This is a genomic window from Stenotrophomonas sp. MYb57, assembly GCF_002966815.1.
In the GTDB taxonomy this organism is placed as follows: Bacteria; Pseudomonadota; Gammaproteobacteria; order Xanthomonadales; family Xanthomonadaceae; genus Stenotrophomonas; species Stenotrophomonas indicatrix.
In genome coordinates, this window is record NZ_CP023271.1 from 729309 (window position 1) to 746859 (window position 17551).

Here is a 17551-nt window from a genome sequence, read left to right on the forward strand (position 1 = left end):
GATCGGAGGGTCTTCTGCGAAGACATCTGTCTCTATTGGCCTCCAGTCTCCACTGCGCGCGTCGTGCCGCCCATGCAAATAGTTGTAAAGCTCGCTTAGCCCTGCGCGCGGTTCATCCGGCAGACACCCCTGTGGCCCAGCGCCGCACTCCATCTGCAACGCATTCGATATCCGTACGTAGGCTGTACGTGGAGCATGGGCCGCCGTTCCCAGGAGATACCCCCATGTCCCCCTCGCTTCCGCCGCGCCGCGCACTGCCGATCGCGCTGGCCATGATTCTCTGCACGTCCCTGCCTGCATTTGCGCAGCAGGTCATTGCCGATGGCGATGATCAGACGCCGGCAGCAGGCGATTATCAGACCAGTGAGCCGGTGGAGCCAGGCAACCCGGCTGGGCATGTATTCCACGCACTCAATGGCGGCACGATCGTGCCCGTTGGCGAAGTGAATCTGCGCACTGGAGGAATGCGTGCCGCCGCTGTACGCGTTGAAGGCGCAGGCAGCCATGTCGCCTTGACGGGTGGCAGCATCGTCACCACCGGCTACGGTGCTGCGGGTATTTCGATTGCCAGTGGAGGTTCTGCCGTGTTGACCGGTACCCGCATCGAGACCGAAGGCCAGGCCAGCGTCGGTGTCGGCCTTGAAGGTGGCGCGCTGGAGGCCAGCAACCTCTATTTCGTTGATCTTGCCCGGGGCGACGCTACGCAGCGCGGGTGACAAGGCCTTGCGTGCGGCCCACAGCTGGTCGCGCGCGGCCTTCCATCGCTACGTCCAGTGCGATCATAACGTTACCCTCGGCGGTGAACGTCAGTGCAGCATCGGCGTGATCAATGCGTGCCACCGCAATGCCAAAGCACTGCTTGCGTTCTTTGTCCGGCCACGGCTGACCATCGGCGGCGCCCACGTGGTGGATGCGCTGCAGGCAGCCGAGCTTGCAGCGGCGCTACAGAAAGCAGAAACCAGAACGGCGCCGGATCTCTCCGGCGCCGTTCGTGTTTACATCACCACTTGTAGGCGACGCTCAGGTTCGCCGTCGCTTCGCGGTAGCCACTGTCACCACGCATCACCCCAAACCCGCCCCATGCGCTCAGCCCGGAACGGAATTCCACGCGCGCACCCGCGCTCAGTTCATAGCGGTTGCGCGGGATGCCGGCCTTCAGCACTTCGTCGTCGAAGGCGATGCCATTGCCGGCACCATCGCGGTACCAGTTGGCCGCCAGATACGGGCTGACCGAGGCACCCGCCGCCGAGTGGCCTTCACCCTGCAGGCGCAGGCCAGCACGACCGGACAGGCCGCTGTCGCCCGCTGCACGCACCACGGTGCCGTTGGTTTCGGTATGCACGTCGGTCTTCGCGTCGGTGTAGACCAACTGCAGTTCCGGCTGCAGGCTCAGCGTCGTGCTGCCGATCTGGCCGATGCCGAAGCGGTAACCGGCTTCCACGGACGACTGCCAGATATCCGAGTCGTAGCGCTCCTCGGCCAGGCCTTCGCCCTGCACGCGGTTGCGGAACTGGCCGCGCTGCACGCTGGCATCCACATACAGCGCATCGGTGCTCCAGTTGCCATACACGCCCAGCGCGCCACCTTCCACCTTGCCGCGTGCGCTGTAGCCGGTCAGGTCCGAGCGCGAGGTGGCGCTGGACTGCGCGACGGTACCCATCACGCCCACGCGGCCACGACCGTTGTCGAACACCCCCACGTCCGCACCCAGCTGCAGGCGCGAGCGATCCACACGCAGGTCGAGCTGGTCATCCACCGCACCCAGCTTGCTCTGCGTGGCATCCACCCGGGCCCAGCCGCGGATGCCATCCGCCGCTGCGGCGCCGCCCTGGCGGTCGCGGTACTGATGGCGCAGCATCTGGTCCAGCGCGAACTGGTTGGCCAGGTAGGCGCCGGTTTCCGGGCGCAGAATCGGCGGCGGCGGCTCGATCGGGTCCACCGGGTCCACCGGGTCGATCGGCTTGCACTCGGGCAGGGTGGGATCGACCACGCACGGATCCGGGCCGGCGCCGGTCTGCGAACGCAGGTACCAGTTGCCGTTGGCGTCCTTCACCAGGAAGTACTCGTACTGCCCGCCCACGGCGCGGCCGACCAGGTCGAACTGCGCATTGGACGCACCGCCGATATCGATCAGCTCGATGCCGCGGTCGGTCTTGGCGCCAGCGCCGCCGGCATTGAGCACGCGCACATTGGCCTGGCCGTTGGCATCGCCGTTGATGACCAGCTTGTCGCTCAGCGAGGTGTCGTCACCCAGCTGGGTGTTGAACAGCAGGGTGCCGCCGTTGCCGGTGAATTCATCCACAGTGAGCGTGTTGAAGCTGCTGCCGCTGCCCAGTGCAACGGTGCCACCGGCACCCAGGGTGAGCGCGCCGACGTTGCTGTCGCCGGTCATCAGCCAGGTGCTGTCGCCACCGATGGTGGCACTGGTGACATTGATGAAACGGCCATCGATCTGCGCCTGGTTGCGCAGCGTGACATCGATGCTGGCCATTCCCACAAGCGCGGGGTCGAGGGAGATATCGCCGGAGAGCTTGGCGTTGTCGACCGCGAAGTTGACTGTGCTGAAGGACGTGGGCGGTCTGCCGGCCTCATCGCGCACCCGCAGCAGATGCCCATCGGCGCTTGACAGCTGCGAGCCATTGGCGATGCTGATGTCATAAGTTGCCTCACCGCCCGGCATCACGTGGATAGCTGCGCCTCGGCCGGACTGCAAGGTCGAGTTGTCGACGTTGAGCACGACGTGTCCGACCGCCGATCCGGCAAACAGGAACGCCGCGACATTGGCGCCAATCACGCGCGAACCATTGACAATGTCCAGACGGCCGTACCGCATGCGGACCCCCAACCCGCTATTGAACGGCTGGCTGAGGTCCGGGGCATCTTCCACCTGCACCAGCGTGCCATCCAGGCGGGCGGAGGCATCGGGCGCGCCACCACCGGCTAGTGGGGCCAGATCGACACCCACCGAGCGTCGGCGCGACGACGGCAGACTGGCCGCGGTCACTACGATGGAACTGTTCACCAGTTCTGCAGAGGCTCCGCCATTGAGGAGCAGCCCGCCGTTGACCAGATGGCTGTCGTTGGCCCGCAGTGTGGCGCCGTCGAAAAGCAGTATGGCATCATGATTGCGTGTTGAATCGCCAACAGGACGGGTTACGGTGGCGCCCGTGAGCACGACCTCCGAGCCGCTGTCGGCCCAGATGCTTGCGGTCTTGGCATTGCGGACCGCCAGCTTCGAGCCATTGACCAAGGTCCAGGCCTCAACCGGGTCGCCCTCAGTGACTTCCGCAGTCTGGTTGTCCAGATCCCCGGCGAATGCGGCAGGCAGCGGCGCGCCCGCCAAGGCGGACATCAGTGCCCACGCCAGCGCCTTGGGTACCGGCCGGCTGCTCTGAATCGGGAGAGTGTTCATCGGGGTGTCCTCTGTGTGGAAACGGTGCTACACGCAGCGTTGCCCGGGGTAAAGCCAGGGTTGGAAAGGCCAAAAGCACGTGATGCGGGGGTGAATGCATTCGTGCTGGTTGCGAAGGTGCGTGTCTCTTTCGGCCGCCAGTGTCGGCCCCGCTGCAGGGCCATCCCATGCAATTAGTTGTAAAGCCGGCCGGCCAGCAGCGCTTGGATACGATCGATTCAGGCACGCGATCGAACCTGCGGCGGAAGGTTGCAGGGCAATTTGCAATGCATTCGATGGTGGCAGTCCTGACCTGCCGCCACGATGGCGCCCTCTCTGTCGAGGTTTGCCATGCAGCGTTTCACCCCCCGCCACCACGCCTTGTCGCTGGCGCTGGCCAGTGTGTTCAGTACCGCATTTTCCGCCGCGTCCCAGCAGATCATCGCCGATGGTGATGACCTGACGCCGCCGGCCGGCGACTACCACACCACCGATCCGGTCGAGCCTGGCAACGCGTCCGGCTATGCGTTCTATGCCATCAACGGCGGAACCCTGGTGCCGGCCGGTGAGGTCAACCTGCGCACCGAAGGCCTGCGCGCGGCAGGTGCACGCGCGGAGGGCGCCGGCTCCCGCATTGAGCTGCAGCAGGGCAGTGTCCTGACCTCCGGTTACGGCGCCGCAGGGCTGTCTGCTGCCAATGGCGGCGTGATACAGGCGATCGGCACCCGTGTGCATACCCAGGGTGACGCGGCCAATGGCGCCGAGTCCATCGATGGAAGGCTGATGCTGGACCGGGTGAACATCACCACCGATGGCGGTGCGTCCCACGGGGTGTCGGTAAGCGGTGGTGCGGCGCAAGTTTCGGACAGCGTGATCGAAATCAACGGTAGAAGTTCCAGTGGTCTGGATCTTCGTGGCGGCACGCTGCAGGCCGAACGCGTACGTATCGACCTGGGCGGTAGCGGCACCGGCGTCTGGGTGCAGGGGGCAGCTGATGCCACCCTGCGGTCGGTGCAGATCAATGGCACGGGCGGAGGCGCCGGTGGGGTGCTGGTGGCGGCGGGTAGCAGGGCGGTGCTGGAGGATGTGGACATCGAGCTGAGCCATGAGCGTTCCGGTATAGGGCTGTATGTCGGTGGCGAAATCCAGATGCGGGGCGGCAGCGTCCATGCTCGCGGCGACGGCGCAAGTGCGGTCAGCTTTGAAACCGGTGGCGGCGGCACGCTGCTGCTGGACGGTGTAGATCTGTCCGGTCATTTCGGCATCAGCATGACCGAAGGTTCTGAGCTGACCCTGCGCAACAGCCAGTTGCTCAGCAACAGCATTGGCATCGACGTCAACCAGCCTGATGGCAAGGCCACGGTGGTTGGATCGGTCATCACCGCGCGTGATGGCAAAGGTGTGCAACTGATGAATGACGGTGAACTGGAGATTGAAAGTTCGCAGATCACTGCCGAAGGTGACCGCTGGCAGGCAGTGGCGTTGTACGGGGGAACGACGCGGATCGCGTCCAGCCGGCTGCGCACCCAAGGCCTCAATGGTCATGGCCTGTATGCCGAAGGTCGCCCTGGTGCTCGCCCGGTTGCGACTGCCAACCTGACCGACATCCTGACCGAAGGCGCCGGCGCCATCGGTGCCATTGCGCGCCTGGGCGGTACCGTGCACCTGGTCAACAGCGTGGTGCGCACTACCGGCGTCAACTCGCACGGCGTCTTGTCCGGTGGAGTCGGCGAGATGACGCTGGACCACACCCAGGTTTACGCAGAAGGCGAAGGCGCGTGGGCAGCGGTGATCAATGACAACGGCCGCATGCGCATCGACGGTAGCTCGCTGGTCAGTGCACAGCATGGCGGTGTGTGGCTGCGCAGCAGCCGTGACCCGGGACTGACCTTGACCAGCGGTGCGCTGGTGTCTGGCGGCAATGGCATTGCACTGGCGCTGGATGCGGCTGTGGCGGGGCGCTTCGATGTGCTGCTGGAAGAGCATGCGCAGATGATTGGCGACATCGTGATTACTCCGGAGGATGAGGATGCCGGCCTGGTGCCACAGTCCGATGTGCACGTAAGACTGACCGATGGCTCGCTGTGGCAGGGTTCTTCCGGCCTGGTGCAAACCATGGTCATTGAAGGCCGCAGCCATTGGACGCTGGTCGGTGACGCCGCGGTCAATGAACTGCAGGTGCTCAACAGCGGGCTGGCGTTGTCCGACGGCATCGGCCGCTTCAACACGCTTACCGTAGACGGCGACCTGCACAGCGAAGGTGCCACCTTCCTGTTCCAGGGCGCACTGGCGAGCGATGACAGTGCGATTGATCGCCTGCATGTGCGGGGGAATACCTCGGGTGATGCCAACATCGCGGTGAAGAACATCGGCGGTGTCGGCGCTCAGACGACCGATGGCATCCCGTTGATCGAAGTGGACGGTGCATCACTGGCGCGCTACGCGCTGGCCGGCCGCGCGGTGGGCGGTTCGTACGAGTACTTCCTGTTCCAGGGCGGTCTTGCCGATCCTTCCGACGGCAACTGGTACCTGCGCTCGGAATGGTTCGATGTGTGCCAGGACGATCCGACGGCGCCGGGCTGTGCGGTTGATCCAGGCCCGGACCCGGGCCCGGACCCGGGTGAGGGCGGGGACGGTGGCGAGGGCGTGGGGCCGGTGGACCCGATCCGGCCGCCGCCGGTGTTGCGCCCCGAGGCAGGTGCCTATCTTGCCAATCAGTCGGCCGCCATCAACATGTTTGCCCACCGCATGCATGAGCGCACCGGCGCCATCGGCAGCGAGCGCACTGCGTGGGCGCGCGTAGGCCGCAGCAATGCAGATTTCACTGCGGTGGGTGGTCAGCTGTCGGTGGACGGCAATACGTCGGTACTGCAGATCGGCAGCGACCTGCTGCGTCGGGGCAGCGCCGCCTTCGGGGTGATGTTGGGCAGTGGCCGCGCCGACAACCGCGTCGTTTCGGATCTGACCGGCTACACCGCTACCGGCCGCGTGCGTGGTAGTGCGCTGGGTGTTTATGGCACCTGGTTGCAGGACGCCGAGGGCGCTCACGGCGCCTATGTGGATGCGAACGTGCAGTACGGTCGTTTCGACAACCGGGTGCAGGGCATCGGCCTGGAGCCGGAGCAGTACGATTCGCGCACGATCAGCACGTCGTTGGAGGCGGGTTACACCTTCAGCGTCTGGCAGGGGGCGTCGAGCCAGCTGTACCTTCAGCCGCAGCTGCAATTGTCGTACGCGGAGTTCCGCGCCGATCGTCATGTGGAGCACAACGGCACGGTGATCGATCGTGCCGATGCCGGTGGCCTGAACGGACGCGTGGGCGTGCGCGTGTTCGGTGGCGGCACCGCGGCGGGCAGTGTGGTGCAGCCCTACCTGGGCGTGAACTGGCTGCGTGGCAGCGGCACCAGCGCGTTGCAGTTCAACGGTGACACGGTGGGCGCGGATGTGCCGCGCAACCGATACGAAGTGCAGGCCGGTGCCGAGCTGAAGCTGGGCCAGCGCTGGGGTGCATGGGGCGGCCTGAGCGTGCAGCGCGGCGACCACGGTTACCGCAACGTGGGCGGCCAGGTGGGCCTGCGCATGGCCTGGTAAGCGGGCGTGCAGCGGGGGGCGGATCCCATTGCCACGGCAATGGGCTCTGACCCCTGGCTGCTGCTGTAGCGCCGAGCCTACGCTCGGCTCATCGCGATCTGAACGAAGAGCAGCCGAGCATGGCTCGGCTCTACCATCGCGCTGAGTTGGGATCGGACATGAACGATGTCCACGTCTGTCGCGATTGTCCATTGAATGACTGCGCCAGCGCTGGCCATGCTGCCGGATCGCTCGCTGACGGTCGCCCGCATGCTTCACCCCGAACGCTCCCACAACGCTGCCATCGATGGCCTGCGTGCACTGGCCGTGCTGGCCGTCATCGTCTTCCATGCGAATGCGGCGTGGCTGCCCGGTGGTTTCACCGGTGTGGACCTGTTCTTCGTGGTCTCCGGCTTCGTGATCAGCCAATCGCTGGCTGCGCGTGCAGGCATGCCACTGGGCGCGCTGCTGCTCGATTTCTACCGGCGTCGCGTGCTGCGCCTGTTGCCGGCGCTGCTGGTGATGCTGATGGCCACCTTCGTGCTGTCGGCGCTGTTCATTCCCCGCGCCTGGCGCAACGAGCAGTTCGACCAGACCGGCTGGGCGGCGCTGGTGGGTTTCAGCAACGTGGTACTGGCCGGCCAGCAGGATGACTACTTCTCTCCCGGCGCGGAACTCAATCCGTTCCTGCACACCTGGACACTGGGCGTGGAGGAGCAGTTCTACCTGGTGTTCCCGCTGCTGTTCTTCGTCTGGTTGCGCGGCCGCGACCGCTGGCCGTGGTCGCGTGTGCTGTTGCCGGCGCTCACGGTGCTGTCGCTGGCGTGGGCGGCCTGGCAGGCGCAGACGGCCCCGGCGGCGGCGTTCTATATGCTGCCGTCGCGGTTCTGGGAACTGGCGGCCGGTGCGCTGTTGTACCAGTGGATGAGCGCGCGCGGTCCCGGCAAGCGCGGGGATGCGCTCGCACTGCCCGGCCTGGCCCTGCTGCTGGCGGGCGTACTTGTCGCGCCGCAACTGGCCATGCCGGTGCCGGGTGTGCTGGCCACGGTGGTCGGCACCCTGTTGCTGTTGGCGGCGGTAGCCGGGCATGGCCAATCGCGGGTCGGCCGCGCCCTGGGCTGGGCACCGCTGTCCTACTTGGGGCGCCTGTCGTATTCCCTGTACCTGTGGCATTGGCCACTGCTGGTGCTGCTGCGCTGGACCTACGGGCTGCAGGGCGCTGCGCTGTGGCTGTATCCGGTGCTGCTGCTGGCAGTGTCGGCCGCTTCCTACCATTACATTGAACGTCCGCTGCGCAGCGCGCTGCCGCTGTTGCGGATGGCGCCGGCGAAGGTGCTGGCGATGGCGCTGCCGGTGGTGGCGCTGTGCGGCGCCGGTGCCTGGGCGACGGTGGAGTATCACGAGCAGATTTCGCTCAGCGTCACCCGTGATGGCTACGCATGGCAGGCGCGTCGCTACCCGGCGTGGCGACCGCTGGAACCGGTGGGCGCACCGGCGCTTGAAGGGCGACGCCTGTTTGTTGTGGGCGACTCGCATGCGGCGGCCTACCGCACGATGACCAGCATGGTCGCGCGACAGACCGGGATGGAGATCCGCCAGGAGGATCGCGGCGGCTGCAGCTTCGTCAATCTGCTGCGGGCCAGCCCGGCCGACTGCCAGGACTTCATCGAGGACAGCCTGTCGGCCATCGAACGCGACGCGCGCCCGGGTGACATCGTGTTGCTGGCGGCGCTGCGCATGCCGGAGCTGCGAGGGTTCGACTGGCAGCAACAGGACGCACAGCAGATTTATCGGCAGTTGCTGGCCGAACGCACGCCCGCGCATGCGCAGGCGGCACATGATGAAGCCGAGCGTGTGCTGGGCCGCCTGCAGCGGTTGGGCGTGCACGTGGTCATCGATGCACCGCTGCCGCTGTTCAAGGCCGGGGCCTACCGCTGCTCGGACTGGTTCAACCGTCGCAATCCGGCGTGCGTCGGTGGCCTGAGCATGTCGCGCGCGGATCTGCAGATGCTGCGTGCACCGCAGATGGCGTTGCTGGCCGAGCTGGCCGCGCGTTACCCGTCATTGACCGTGTGGGATCCGCTGCCGCTGCTGTGCGGGCCGGATACCTGCTCGGCGGTGCAGGACGGTGAACCGCTGTTCTTCGACAACGATCACCTGAGCGGCCATGGCAACCGCGTGCTTTTGCCCAGCTTCCGGCAGACCCTGATCGATATTGCGGGCGACAATCCACTGTAGAGCCGAGCCCGCGCTTGCTGCTCTCCGTTCCGCTCGCGCAAGCCCGCGCGGAACGCGGCGAGCCGCGCATGGCTCAGCTCTGCCGCCCTCCGCGGCCTATGCCGGCGGCAGCACCTTGCCCGGGTTGAGGATGCCATCCGGATCCAGCGCGGCCTTGATCGCGCGCATCGCCGCCAGCGTTTCCGCGGTGAACGCCTTCGCCATGAAATCACGCTTGGCCAGGCCGATGCCGTGTTCGCCCGACAGCGTGCCACCCAGCGCCAGCGTCAGTTCGAAGATCTTCGGCAGCGCGGCATGCGCGCGTGCGTTCTCGTCGGCATCGTCCGGGTGGTACAGGATGTTGACGTGCAGGTTGCCGTTGCCGGCATGGCCGAAGGTGACGATGGTCAGCGAATAGTCGCGGGCCAGTACCTGCACGCCGGCCACCAGATCGGGGATGCGCGATACCGGTACCACTACGTCTTCGTTGATCTTGCCCGGGGCGACGCTGCGCAGCGCCGGTGACAAGGCCTTGCGTGCGGCCCACAGCTGGTCGCGCGCGCGGCCTTCCATTGCCACGTCCAGTGCGATCATGCCGTCACCTTCGGCGGCGGTCGCCAATGCCTGCAGCAGATAGGGCAGGGTGTCGTGGTCGCCATCGGCCTCGACCAGCAGCATCGCGCCTGCGTCGGGTACGTCGGCACCGTTGAGGCGCAGCAGCTCCAGGCTGCGTGCGTCCATGAATTCCAAGCGCGTGGGAACGACCGGCTGCGACATCAGCCGCGAGACGGCAGCGGCGGCCGCGTCGGCATCGCGGTACAGCACACGCAGCCCGGCCTGGCTGACCGGCAGCGGGGTCAGCTTCAGCGTGGCTTCCACGATCAGCGCCAGCGTGCCTTCGCTGCCGACCAGCAGGTGGGTGAGGTCATAGCCGGTGGCGTCCTTGGTGTAGGCACCGCCGCAGCGGATCACCTCGCCGGTACCTGTCACTGCTACCAGGCCCAGCACGTTGTCGCGGCTGGTGCCGTACTTCACCGCGCGCGGACCACCGGCATTGCAGGCGAGGTTGCCGCCGATGCTGCAGATCTCGGCGCTGGACGGGTCCGGTGCCCAGAACAGGCCGTGCGGTGCCAGCGCCTGCTGCAGCGTTCCGTTGAGTACGCCCGGCTGCACCACCGCGCAGCGGTCACCGGCGCGGATCTCGAGGATGCGGTCCATGCGGGTGAACGACAGCACGATGCTGCCGGGCACTGGCACGGCGGCGCCGGTGGTGCCGGTGCCCGCACCGCGCGCGACCAGGGCCACGCCATGCGCGCGGCAGGCACGCACCAGCGCCTGCACCTGTTCGATGTCGGCCGGCAGTGCCACCGCAGCCGGGCGCTGGTGGCGCCACGAGTTGTCCTGCGCGTTCGCCTCCAGTGCGCAGTCATCCATGCGCCAGCCGTCGCTGCCCAGCAGGGCGGACAGTTCGGCAACCAATGCGGAGGGCAGGGCAGTACTCATGACAGATCTCGTGGGGCAGCAGGGGCGGGGTGAATCAGTTTCCAGGCGATGACAGCGCCGGCCAGCGGCAGCCACACCCAGCGCAGTTCCGACAGCAGGGTGGCCAGGCCGCGCGCGCTGAAGAACTGCGGCGCGAACGGCGACACGCGGATCGGCCGCCAGGGTGCGAAGAAGCGGTGTTCGCTCCAGGGCCAGGCCAGCGCAACGCCAAGGCCGCCGGAGGTCAACGCATCCAGCAGCGGATGGCTGGCGGCGCAGACGAACACAAACGCTGCAGCTTGTACGGTAGATGCCAAGGTTGGCTTTGCCGTGGTAGGTGCCAACCTTGGTTGGCACAGCACCGCCAACCAAGGTTGGCGACTACCGGAGCTGAGCGGCGCCGACCCAGGTCGGCGGCTACCAAAGAACGCCAGCACCGCCGCCAACACGGCCAGCACCAGGGCGAACAGCAGCGAGTGGCTGGCGCCGCGATGGCCGAACGCATCGGCGTAGGGAATGTGCAGGGCAAACGCGAGTACATCGGCGTCGGGCAGCATCGCCGCGATCACGCCCGCGCCCAGCAGGCGCGGCGGAATGCGGCCGCGATCAGCAGCGCACCACAACGCCAGTGGCACCGCCGCGTGGGTGATGATCGAAGGCATCAGGCATCGGCTCCGGTAGCACCGGCCGCTGGCCGGCTACAGATCCGATGGGTAGTGCCGGCCGCTGGCCGGCAAAGGGTACCCATCAGCAATCATCCAACCGGAACGCATCGCGCAGCCAGTGCAGCTGCGGTGGTTCGCCCGTGGCTTCAACCACGTCGAAGCGGCAGGGCGCATTGGCCACGGCGGGGTGTTCCTGCAGGTACAGCTGCGCCGCGTGGATCAGGCGCCGGCATTTGCGCGGATCGACCGAGGCCGCGCCGCCACCGAAGTCCTGTCGCGCGCGGTAGCGCACTTCCACGAACACCACGGTGCCGGCGTCATCCATCACCAGGTCCAGTTCACCGCCGCGATAACGCACGTTGCGTGCGCGCGGCCGCAACCCGGCCTGCTGCAGATGCTGCTCGGCGGCGGCTTCCACCGCCGAGCCACGTTGCAGGTGCTCAGCGACCACCGGCGATCGGCATCGGCCGGCCACCGCTGAAGGTCGACCATGCCGGCTGGCGCAGGATGTTGCCGTTGCTGTCCAGGTACAGCGTGCCGGTGGCGCCGTCCAGGCCGCCTTCGGTGGCCAGCTTGTCCAGGTAGGCGCTGATCTTCCACGCATCGGCGCCGAAGGCGAACAGGCGGCTGGCGGCGCCGCGCGCGCTGGGCAGGGTCTGCGCGACCTGGGCAGCGGACGGCACGCCGGACACGCTGCGCACGTTCCAGGCTTCGTTCGGGTAGATGATGCCGTCCAGCGCCACGTCTTCTTCGACCTTGCCACTGCCGGTGGTCAGCTGCGAGGTACCCACGCGGGTGGCGCCACCGGCACCGGCCAGCGCCAGCTGCGGGGCCAGCAGGCGGGCCTGCGGTGCACGTACGGCCAGGAACACGGCATCGACCGCGCCGGCGTTGCGCACCTGCGCGCTGACATCCCCCACGGTTTCGCTGATGGCGATGGTGGCGGCGACGCTGCCGCCGCGCTGGGCGAAGCGCTGGGCGAAGGCGGCAGCGGCGCGGCGGCCGGTGTCGTCGCTGCTGTTGATCACCAGCGCCTTGCTGCGCTCGCGGCCACGCATGTATTCGGCGGCGACGATGCCGTCGTCCTCCGGTGCCAGCGAGAAACCGGCGCTGCCAGCGGGCGGTGCATCCTTGCCGCGGTTCAGGCCGAGCACCGGCACCGGCAGCTGCTGGCGGCCGTACACGGCATCCACCTCGTCGCGGCCGAGCGGGCCGACCACAAAGTCGGCGCCGGACGCCACGGCCTTGTCATACGCGGCCAGCGCACCGGCCGGGGTACCGGCGGTGTCGAAGAAGTTGACCTCCGGACGACGGCGGGTTTCACCGTAGTAGGCGCTGAGCAGGCCATCGCGCACCGGCTGTGCGGCAGTGGCCAGGCGACCACTGAGCGGCAGCAGCACGGCCAGCTTGGCCGGCGGGCGGTAGCCATCGCTCATCGCCGGCGGGCGCTTGCTGGTGTCGAACTGGGCAGCGCCATCGCGATCGAACGGGCGCGGCAGCGGCAGGCCACGGGCGATCAGTGCACGGCCTGCAAAGTTGTACAGCGGGTCATTGGCCGGCAAGGCGGCGGCGCGGCTGCGCAGGGTGGCATCGTCGAGGGTGCCGAGCAGGCCGGAGATGGCGGCCTGGTTTTCGCTGCGCGCGGTGCCGGTCAGGCCGGCATGCGCACGGGCGCGTTCGGTGGCGGCGCCAAAGGCATCGCCGGTGGCCTGCAGGGCACTGGCGCGGGCCAGCGACCAGCGCGTGCGCAGGCTCGGGTGCACGTTGTCGGCATGATCCTTCAGCAGGGCCAGTGCCTGCGCCGGCTGCTTGTCGGCCAGCGCCAGCTCGGCGCTGGCCAGCTGGTAACGCTGCAGGCTGGCGCCGGTCAGCTGGCGGGCGGTCACCTGGCCCAGCAGGCTGCGCGCGCGTGCGCTGTCGCCGGCCAGGTGCCAGGCCCAGGCCGCATCGGCCAGTGCGTTGCTGCGGGCGCCGCCACGCAGGGTCGCGGCCAGCGCTTCCAGTTGCAGGGCGGCGTCGCGCGGCTTGCCTTGTTCAATCAGCGCCAGCGCCTGGCTCTGGGCCGGCGATTCGGGCGTGCTGACGAGGCTGGTGGTGGCACAACCGGCCAGCAGCATCAACGACAGCGACAGGGCAGAGATGCGTGCGGCGGGCTTGTTCATGATCGGGTCCATGCGATGAGGGCAGCGGCCTTGGCCAGGTACACGCTAGGATTCTACCCTTGCCCCGTGAGTACCGCTGAAATGAGTGTCCCAACCCTGTATGTCGTCGCCACGCCGATCGGCAACCTGGCCGATCTGAGCCCGCGCGCGCAGGAGGTATTGCGTTCGGTGGCGGCCATCTGCGCCGAGGACACCCGCCGCAGTGGCCAGCTGCTGTCCCATTTCGGCATCCAGCAGCCGCTGGTGGCCCTGCACGAACACAACGAAGAGGCCCTGGCCCAGCGCCTGGTGGCGCGGCTGCAGGCGGGCGAGTCGCTGGCGCTGGTCAGCGATGCCGGCACCCCGCTGGTCAGCGATCCGGGCTTCCGGCTGGTGCGTGCCGCGCGTGCTGCCGGCATCAAGGTCAGCCCGATTCCCGGCGCCTGCGCGGCCATCGCTGCGCTGAGCGTCGCCGGCCTGCCCAGCGACCGCTTCAGTTTCGAGGGATTCCTGCCGGCCAAGGCCAGCGGCCGCCGCGATCGCCTGCAGGGGCTGGCCGGCGAAGTGCGCACGATGGTCTTCTACGAATCCTCGCACCGCATCACCGAGTCGTTGGCCGACATGGCGGCGATCTTTGGCGGCGAGCGCCCGGCTGTGCTCGCGCGCGAGCTGACCAAGCTGTTCGAGACCGTGCTGGATGGCGACCTGGCCGGGTTGCTGGCGCAGGTGGAAGCCGATGACAACCAGCGCAAGGGCGAGTTCGTGGTGATGGTGCAGGGCGCCGGTGACGATGCCGAGGCGCAGTTGGCTCATGGCCGGCACGTCTACGCCAAGCTGAGCGAGCACCTGCCGCCGTCGACCGCGGCCAAGCTGGCGGCCGAGTTGACCGGCGCACCGCGCAAGGCGTTGTACGGCAGTTGAGTGGGTGAAGGAGATCCACGCCATGCGCGGATGAAAACACCCCGGAGTGCAGTAGATCCACGCCATGCGTGGATGAAAACAGCCCGGAATGCAGTAGATCCACGCCATGCGTGGATGAAGTGGCCCTGGACAAGGATGAGGACGATGTCGGCAAAAGGACTTTCACTGGTGTTGGCTCTGGTCGTTTCCGCCCACGCGTGGGCGGGCGAGGAGATCGACCCATCGGATCTGGGGCGTGGCTTCACCGGCTATGAGCTGTTCGATCCTGGCCTGGTGCAGTTGCGGCAGGGCCCGTATGTGGAAGGCAACCACGCGATCGTCATCTACACCGCCGCACGGGAGGCCGTGGACCTGGCCGAGGGCTGCCCGCAGGTGGACCCCGCTGCGCGCGAAGCGATCGAGCAGGCCTACCAGCAGATGGCGGCCAGCCAGCACCGGTATGTAAGTGCGCGCCAGTGGACGCGGCTGCGCGAGGCGCTGCACGGCAGCTACAAGCAGCCGCCGCTGCGTGGCGTGCTGGAATGTGGCGCGTTCGCCATGCAGGCCCCGCATTTCGATGAACGTATGGAGGGGCGCCTGCTCGCCCACACCGAGATGTCGCGCTCGGCCAAAGGTGCCGTCGATGAGCGCGCCGACGCGTTGCGGCCCGTGCTGGGGTTGGGGATGGCGGGAGGGACGCTGGTCAATCACGTGCTCAACGGCAGCAACGCCGAGCGGGCCGGCCTGAAGGCAAATGACGAGGTGCTGTCGGTGCAGGGCACCGCCGTGGCGACGACCTACGGCATCGAACAGGTCCTTCGCGCGTACGCGCCCGGTGATCGCATCCAGCTGAAGGTGCGCCGCACGGTGCTGGATCTGGCAACCGGGGCCTCGTCGCAGGAGCTGGATATCGGGCTGGTGCTCCAATCGCGGGCAGCGCTGCTGGCGCGTTGAGCCTGCAGGTGCGGTGCGCAGCCACGCGTGGCGTGGCTCTACTGCTGGGGCAGATGAACCGCACGCCGCAATCAAACCGGCAGGGCGGGCCCGCGTACGCTAGAATGCGCGCGGCGGAGTCGGCCAGACAGTCGCGTCATCCCTTCGGGGGTGCCGAGGAAAGTCCGGGCTCCATAGGGCAAGGTGCCAGGTAACGCCTGGGCGGCGCAAGCCGACGGAAAGTGCAACAGAAAGATACCGCCTACGTCTTCTTCGGAAGGCCGGTAAGGGTGAAATGGTGCGGTAAGAGCGCACCGCGAGTCTGGCAACAGACCGGTACGGCAAACCCCACCTGGAGCAAGACCAAATAGGGATCCATTGGCGCGGCCCGCGTTGGATCCGGGTAGGTTGCTTGAGCGTTGCGGCGACGTAACGCCTAGAGGAATGACTGTCCACGACAGAACCCGGCTTATCGGCCGGCTCCGCCCCTTCATTCCATCCACATCCATGCACGCAGGGTGTGGATCTACCCCATCCACGCATGGCGTGGATCTACCTATCGCCCTCCACGCAGGGTGTGTGGATCTGGTAGTGCCGGCCGCTGGCCGGCAACCGCGTGACATGCCCGAAGATGCAGAAGTTGCCGGCCAGCGGCCGGCACTACCGTTCCAGTCAGAAAATGACGTGACCCTGTCCGCTGGGTACGCCCTGCGGACCAAAGCGGCGCTCGTGGATTTCGCCGTGGCCGTTGCCATCAATCAGCAGCACGGTACTGGCGCGGGTGCCGTAATCGTCACCACGGATGAAGGCGGGGCTGAGCCAGCGTTCGCGTTCCAAGCCGATGCCGGTATCGGGCAGGTCGCTGTCGACCGGGCGATGTTCATCGGCCAGGGCATCCCACAGTGGGGTCAGGTCTGGGCTCAGGTCCGGGGTCAGATCCTTTTCCCGTTGGGAAAGGAATCTGACCCCGTCTTGCTCCAGCCACGCCGACAGCGCATCCATCAGCCGCCGGGTCTTCGGCCAGGGCGCATCAAGCGCGCCGTTGGACATGCCATGCACGCCCGGGCCAAGCGTCTGCCGTTCGGCCGGGTGGTTGCCCAGATACTCCAGGCTGTGGCCATCGGCCAGCAGCAGGTTGAACGGGGCATAGGCAGTGGAGATCCCGGCCAGGCGTTCTATATGTATGCCCGCCGGATCGCGGCCACGCAGGTAGTCGGCCACCAGGGCGCCACGCGATGGCCCGGTCTGGGAAGCCTGCGGATCGCGGACGTTGGTCACCACCGCCATCCGGCCGCCGGCACCCACCCCGGCCCAGCCGCCGCCCGAGCGCAGGTCGCGTCCGCCGATGACCGACGTCTCATCCTGCCAGGGGGCCAGGGCCGCGGTCGGGCGGGCGTGGAACTCATCACGGTTGCCGGCCATCACCAGCCGCCAGCGCGGGTGGTGCAACCAGCCAATAGCAAGCAGGCACATGGCGCCATTGTGCCCGGTTTGCGCAGTCCGACGTCGCTTTCGGCCCGTTCCGGATGAATGCGCAGCCCATGTTTCACGCGCCCTCCACACCCCTGAACTTCCGTTCAATCTCAAAAATTGAGACGGATCAGCAACTTGTGGATAAACCTTGAACAACTCTCTAAACATCGGCGCAAACCATTGATGCGGCTGGCGATTTCCCTGCTGAAAAGTTGTTGACAACCCTTGGGCCGCTGCTAAGGTGGGCATCAGAGGGAAATCCGGGTGTTTTGTGGATTTTCGTGGTTCAATGTTTCACCGGGCGAAGGATAAGGTGCAGGCGTCGTGTTCCAGGGCGAGACGGCCATCACAGTTGACGACAAAGGACGCATGGCGGTTCCCACCGCTCACCGCGACCTGGTTGCGCGCGTCAGCAACAACCGTCTCGTGTTGACCTACAACCCCTTCGAATCCGGCTGCCTGTGGCTGTACGCCGAGTCGGAATGGGAGCGGGTACGCGACGACGTCATGTCCAAACCCAACACACAGCGCGTCGTACGTCTGCTGCAGCAGAAGCTGGTCGGTTCAGCCGCCCACCTGGAGCTGGACGGCAACGGTCGCATCAGCATTCCCGCCAGCCACCGCGGTGCGGTGGGCATTGAGAAGAAGGCGGTATTGCTCGGTATGGGCGACAAATTCGAATTGTGGAGCGAGCAGGCGCATCGGGCCCTGATCCAGCAGACGTTGTCTGATGAGGATCTGGGTGATGGGTTGCTCGACCTGAAGTTGTGAGCCGGGGT

Annotated in this window: 12 protein-coding genes and 1 other RNA gene; 7 read left to right on the forward strand and 6 right to left on the reverse strand. The window is 67.1% G+C overall.

Features of this window, described 5'->3' with window-relative positions; all coding sequences use genetic code 11:
- Window positions 1–224 precede the first annotated feature (224 nt).
- The gene (locus CLM74_RS21630) at window positions 225–716 is read left to right on the forward strand and encodes a hypothetical protein (protein ID WP_199776072.1); all 492 of its coding nucleotides are present in this window, start codon (window positions 225–227) and stop codon (window positions 714–716) included.
- Window positions 717–1000: 284 nt separating this feature from the next.
- On the opposite strand, the gene CLM74_RS03260 is transcribed toward CLM74_RS21630, so the two are convergent.
- A complete protein-coding gene (locus CLM74_RS03260) occupies window positions 1001–3412 on the reverse strand; it encodes an autotransporter outer membrane beta-barrel domain-containing protein (protein ID WP_105163448.1) in 2412 nt (803 codons plus the stop codon).
- A 330-nt stretch (window positions 3413–3742) separates the two neighbouring features.
- Here CLM74_RS03260 and CLM74_RS03265 point away from each other — a divergent pair, with 330 nt between their 5' ends.
- Together CLM74_RS03265 and CLM74_RS03270 are read left to right on the forward strand one after the other, a co-directional pair.
- Complete coding sequence (locus tag CLM74_RS03265; RefSeq protein ID WP_105163449.1) at window positions 3743–6982, forward strand: autotransporter outer membrane beta-barrel domain-containing protein; 3240 nt, start codon at window positions 3743–3745, stop codon at window positions 6980–6982.
- Window positions 6983–7177: 195 nt separating this feature from the next.
- Window positions 7178–9199, forward strand: coding sequence for an acyltransferase family protein (locus tag CLM74_RS03270; protein ID WP_105163450.1), 2022 nt, complete (start codon window positions 7178–7180; stop codon window positions 9197–9199).
- A 96-nt stretch (window positions 9200–9295) separates the two neighbouring features.
- Here CLM74_RS03270 and CLM74_RS03275 read toward each other — a convergent pair whose 3' ends face one another.
- The 4 genes from CLM74_RS03275 to CLM74_RS03290 all read right to left on the reverse strand — a co-directional run bounded on the left by CLM74_RS03275 (window position 9296) and on the right by CLM74_RS03290 (window position 13487).
- Window positions 9296–10681 (reverse strand): FAD-linked oxidase C-terminal domain-containing protein, encoded by a 1386-nt coding sequence (locus tag CLM74_RS03275; RefSeq protein ID WP_105163451.1) that lies wholly within the window; start codon window positions 10679–10681, stop codon window positions 9296–9298.
- Entirely contained in the window at window positions 10678–11322 is a 645-nt protein-coding gene (locus tag CLM74_RS03280) for a metal-dependent hydrolase (protein ID WP_025876613.1), read from the reverse strand. The genes CLM74_RS03275 and CLM74_RS03280 overlap by 4 nt, the downstream gene beginning before the upstream one ends.
- 85 nt (window positions 11323–11407) lie before the next feature.
- Complete coding sequence (locus tag CLM74_RS03285; protein ID WP_025876611.1) at window positions 11408–11776, reverse strand: YraN family protein; 369 nt, start codon at window positions 11774–11776, stop codon at window positions 11408–11410.
- Complete coding sequence (locus CLM74_RS03290; protein WP_032974902.1) at window positions 11766–13487, reverse strand: penicillin-binding protein activator; 1722 nt, start codon at window positions 13485–13487, stop codon at window positions 11766–11768. The genes CLM74_RS03285 and CLM74_RS03290 overlap by 11 nt, the downstream gene beginning before the upstream one ends.
- An 81-nt stretch (window positions 13488–13568) precedes the next feature.
- Here CLM74_RS03290 and rsmI point away from each other — a divergent pair, with 81 nt between their 5' ends.
- The 3 genes from rsmI to rnpB all read left to right on the forward strand — a co-directional run bounded on the left by rsmI (window position 13569) and on the right by rnpB (window position 15787).
- Window positions 13569–14387, forward strand: coding sequence for a 16S rRNA (cytidine(1402)-2'-O)-methyltransferase (gene rsmI / locus CLM74_RS03295; RefSeq protein ID WP_025876607.1), 819 nt, complete (start codon window positions 13569–13571; stop codon window positions 14385–14387).
- A 168-nt stretch (window positions 14388–14555) separates the two neighbouring features.
- Entirely contained in the window at window positions 14556–15320 is a 765-nt protein-coding gene (locus CLM74_RS03300) for a PDZ domain-containing protein (RefSeq protein ID WP_158684099.1), read from the forward strand.
- 115 nt (window positions 15321–15435) lie between these two features.
- Window positions 15436–15787, forward strand: an RNA gene (gene rnpB / locus CLM74_RS03305) — RNase P RNA component class A.
- A 184-nt stretch (window positions 15788–15971) separates the two neighbouring features.
- On the opposite strand, the gene CLM74_RS03310 is transcribed toward rnpB, so the two are convergent.
- Entirely contained in the window at window positions 15972–16772 is an 801-nt protein-coding gene (locus CLM74_RS03310) for an NRDE family protein (protein WP_105163453.1), read from the reverse strand.
- A 369-nt stretch (window positions 16773–17141) separates the two neighbouring features.
- Here CLM74_RS03310 and CLM74_RS03315 point away from each other — a divergent pair, with 369 nt between their 5' ends.
- Window positions 17142–17543, forward strand: a complete 402-nt coding sequence (locus tag CLM74_RS03315) for a division/cell wall cluster transcriptional repressor MraZ (protein WP_189914854.1) — start codon at window positions 17142–17144, stop codon at window positions 17541–17543.
- Window positions 17544–17551 lie beyond the last annotated feature (8 nt).

Excerpts from the sequence above, each read along its gene's own strand:
- CLM74_RS21630 (WP_199776072.1), top strand. The coding sequence starts at position 225 with ATGTCCCCCTCGCTTCCGCCGCGCCGCGCACTGCCGATCGCGCTGGCC.
- CLM74_RS03315 (WP_189914854.1), top strand. The coding sequence starts at position 17,142 with ATGGCGGTTCCCACCGCTCACCGCGACCTGGTTGCGCGCGTCAGCAAC.
- CLM74_RS03280 (WP_025876613.1), bottom strand. The coding sequence starts at position 11,322 with ATGCCTTCGATCATCACCCACGCGGCGGTGCCACTGGCGTTGTGGTGC.
- rsmI (WP_025876607.1), top strand. The coding sequence starts at position 13,569 with ATGAGTGTCCCAACCCTGTATGTCGTCGCCACGCCGATCGGCAACCTG.
- CLM74_RS03270 (WP_105163450.1), top strand. The coding sequence starts at position 7,178 with ATGACTGCGCCAGCGCTGGCCATGCTGCCGGATCGCTCGCTGACGGTC.
- CLM74_RS03310 (WP_105163453.1), bottom strand. The coding sequence starts at position 16,772 with ATGTGCCTGCTTGCTATTGGCTGGTTGCACCACCCGCGCTGGCGGCTG.
- CLM74_RS03275 (WP_105163451.1), bottom strand. The coding sequence starts at position 10,681 with ATGAGTACTGCCCTGCCCTCCGCATTGGTTGCCGAACTGTCCGCCCTG.
- CLM74_RS03290 (WP_032974902.1), bottom strand. The coding sequence starts at position 13,487 with ATGAACAAGCCCGCCGCACGCATCTCTGCCCTGTCGCTGTCGTTGATG.
- CLM74_RS03265 (WP_105163449.1), top strand. The coding sequence starts at position 3,743 with ATGCAGCGTTTCACCCCCCGCCACCACGCCTTGTCGCTGGCGCTGGCC.
- CLM74_RS03260 (WP_105163448.1), bottom strand. The coding sequence starts at position 3,412 with ATGAACACTCTCCCGATTCAGAGCAGCCGGCCGGTACCCAAGGCGCTG.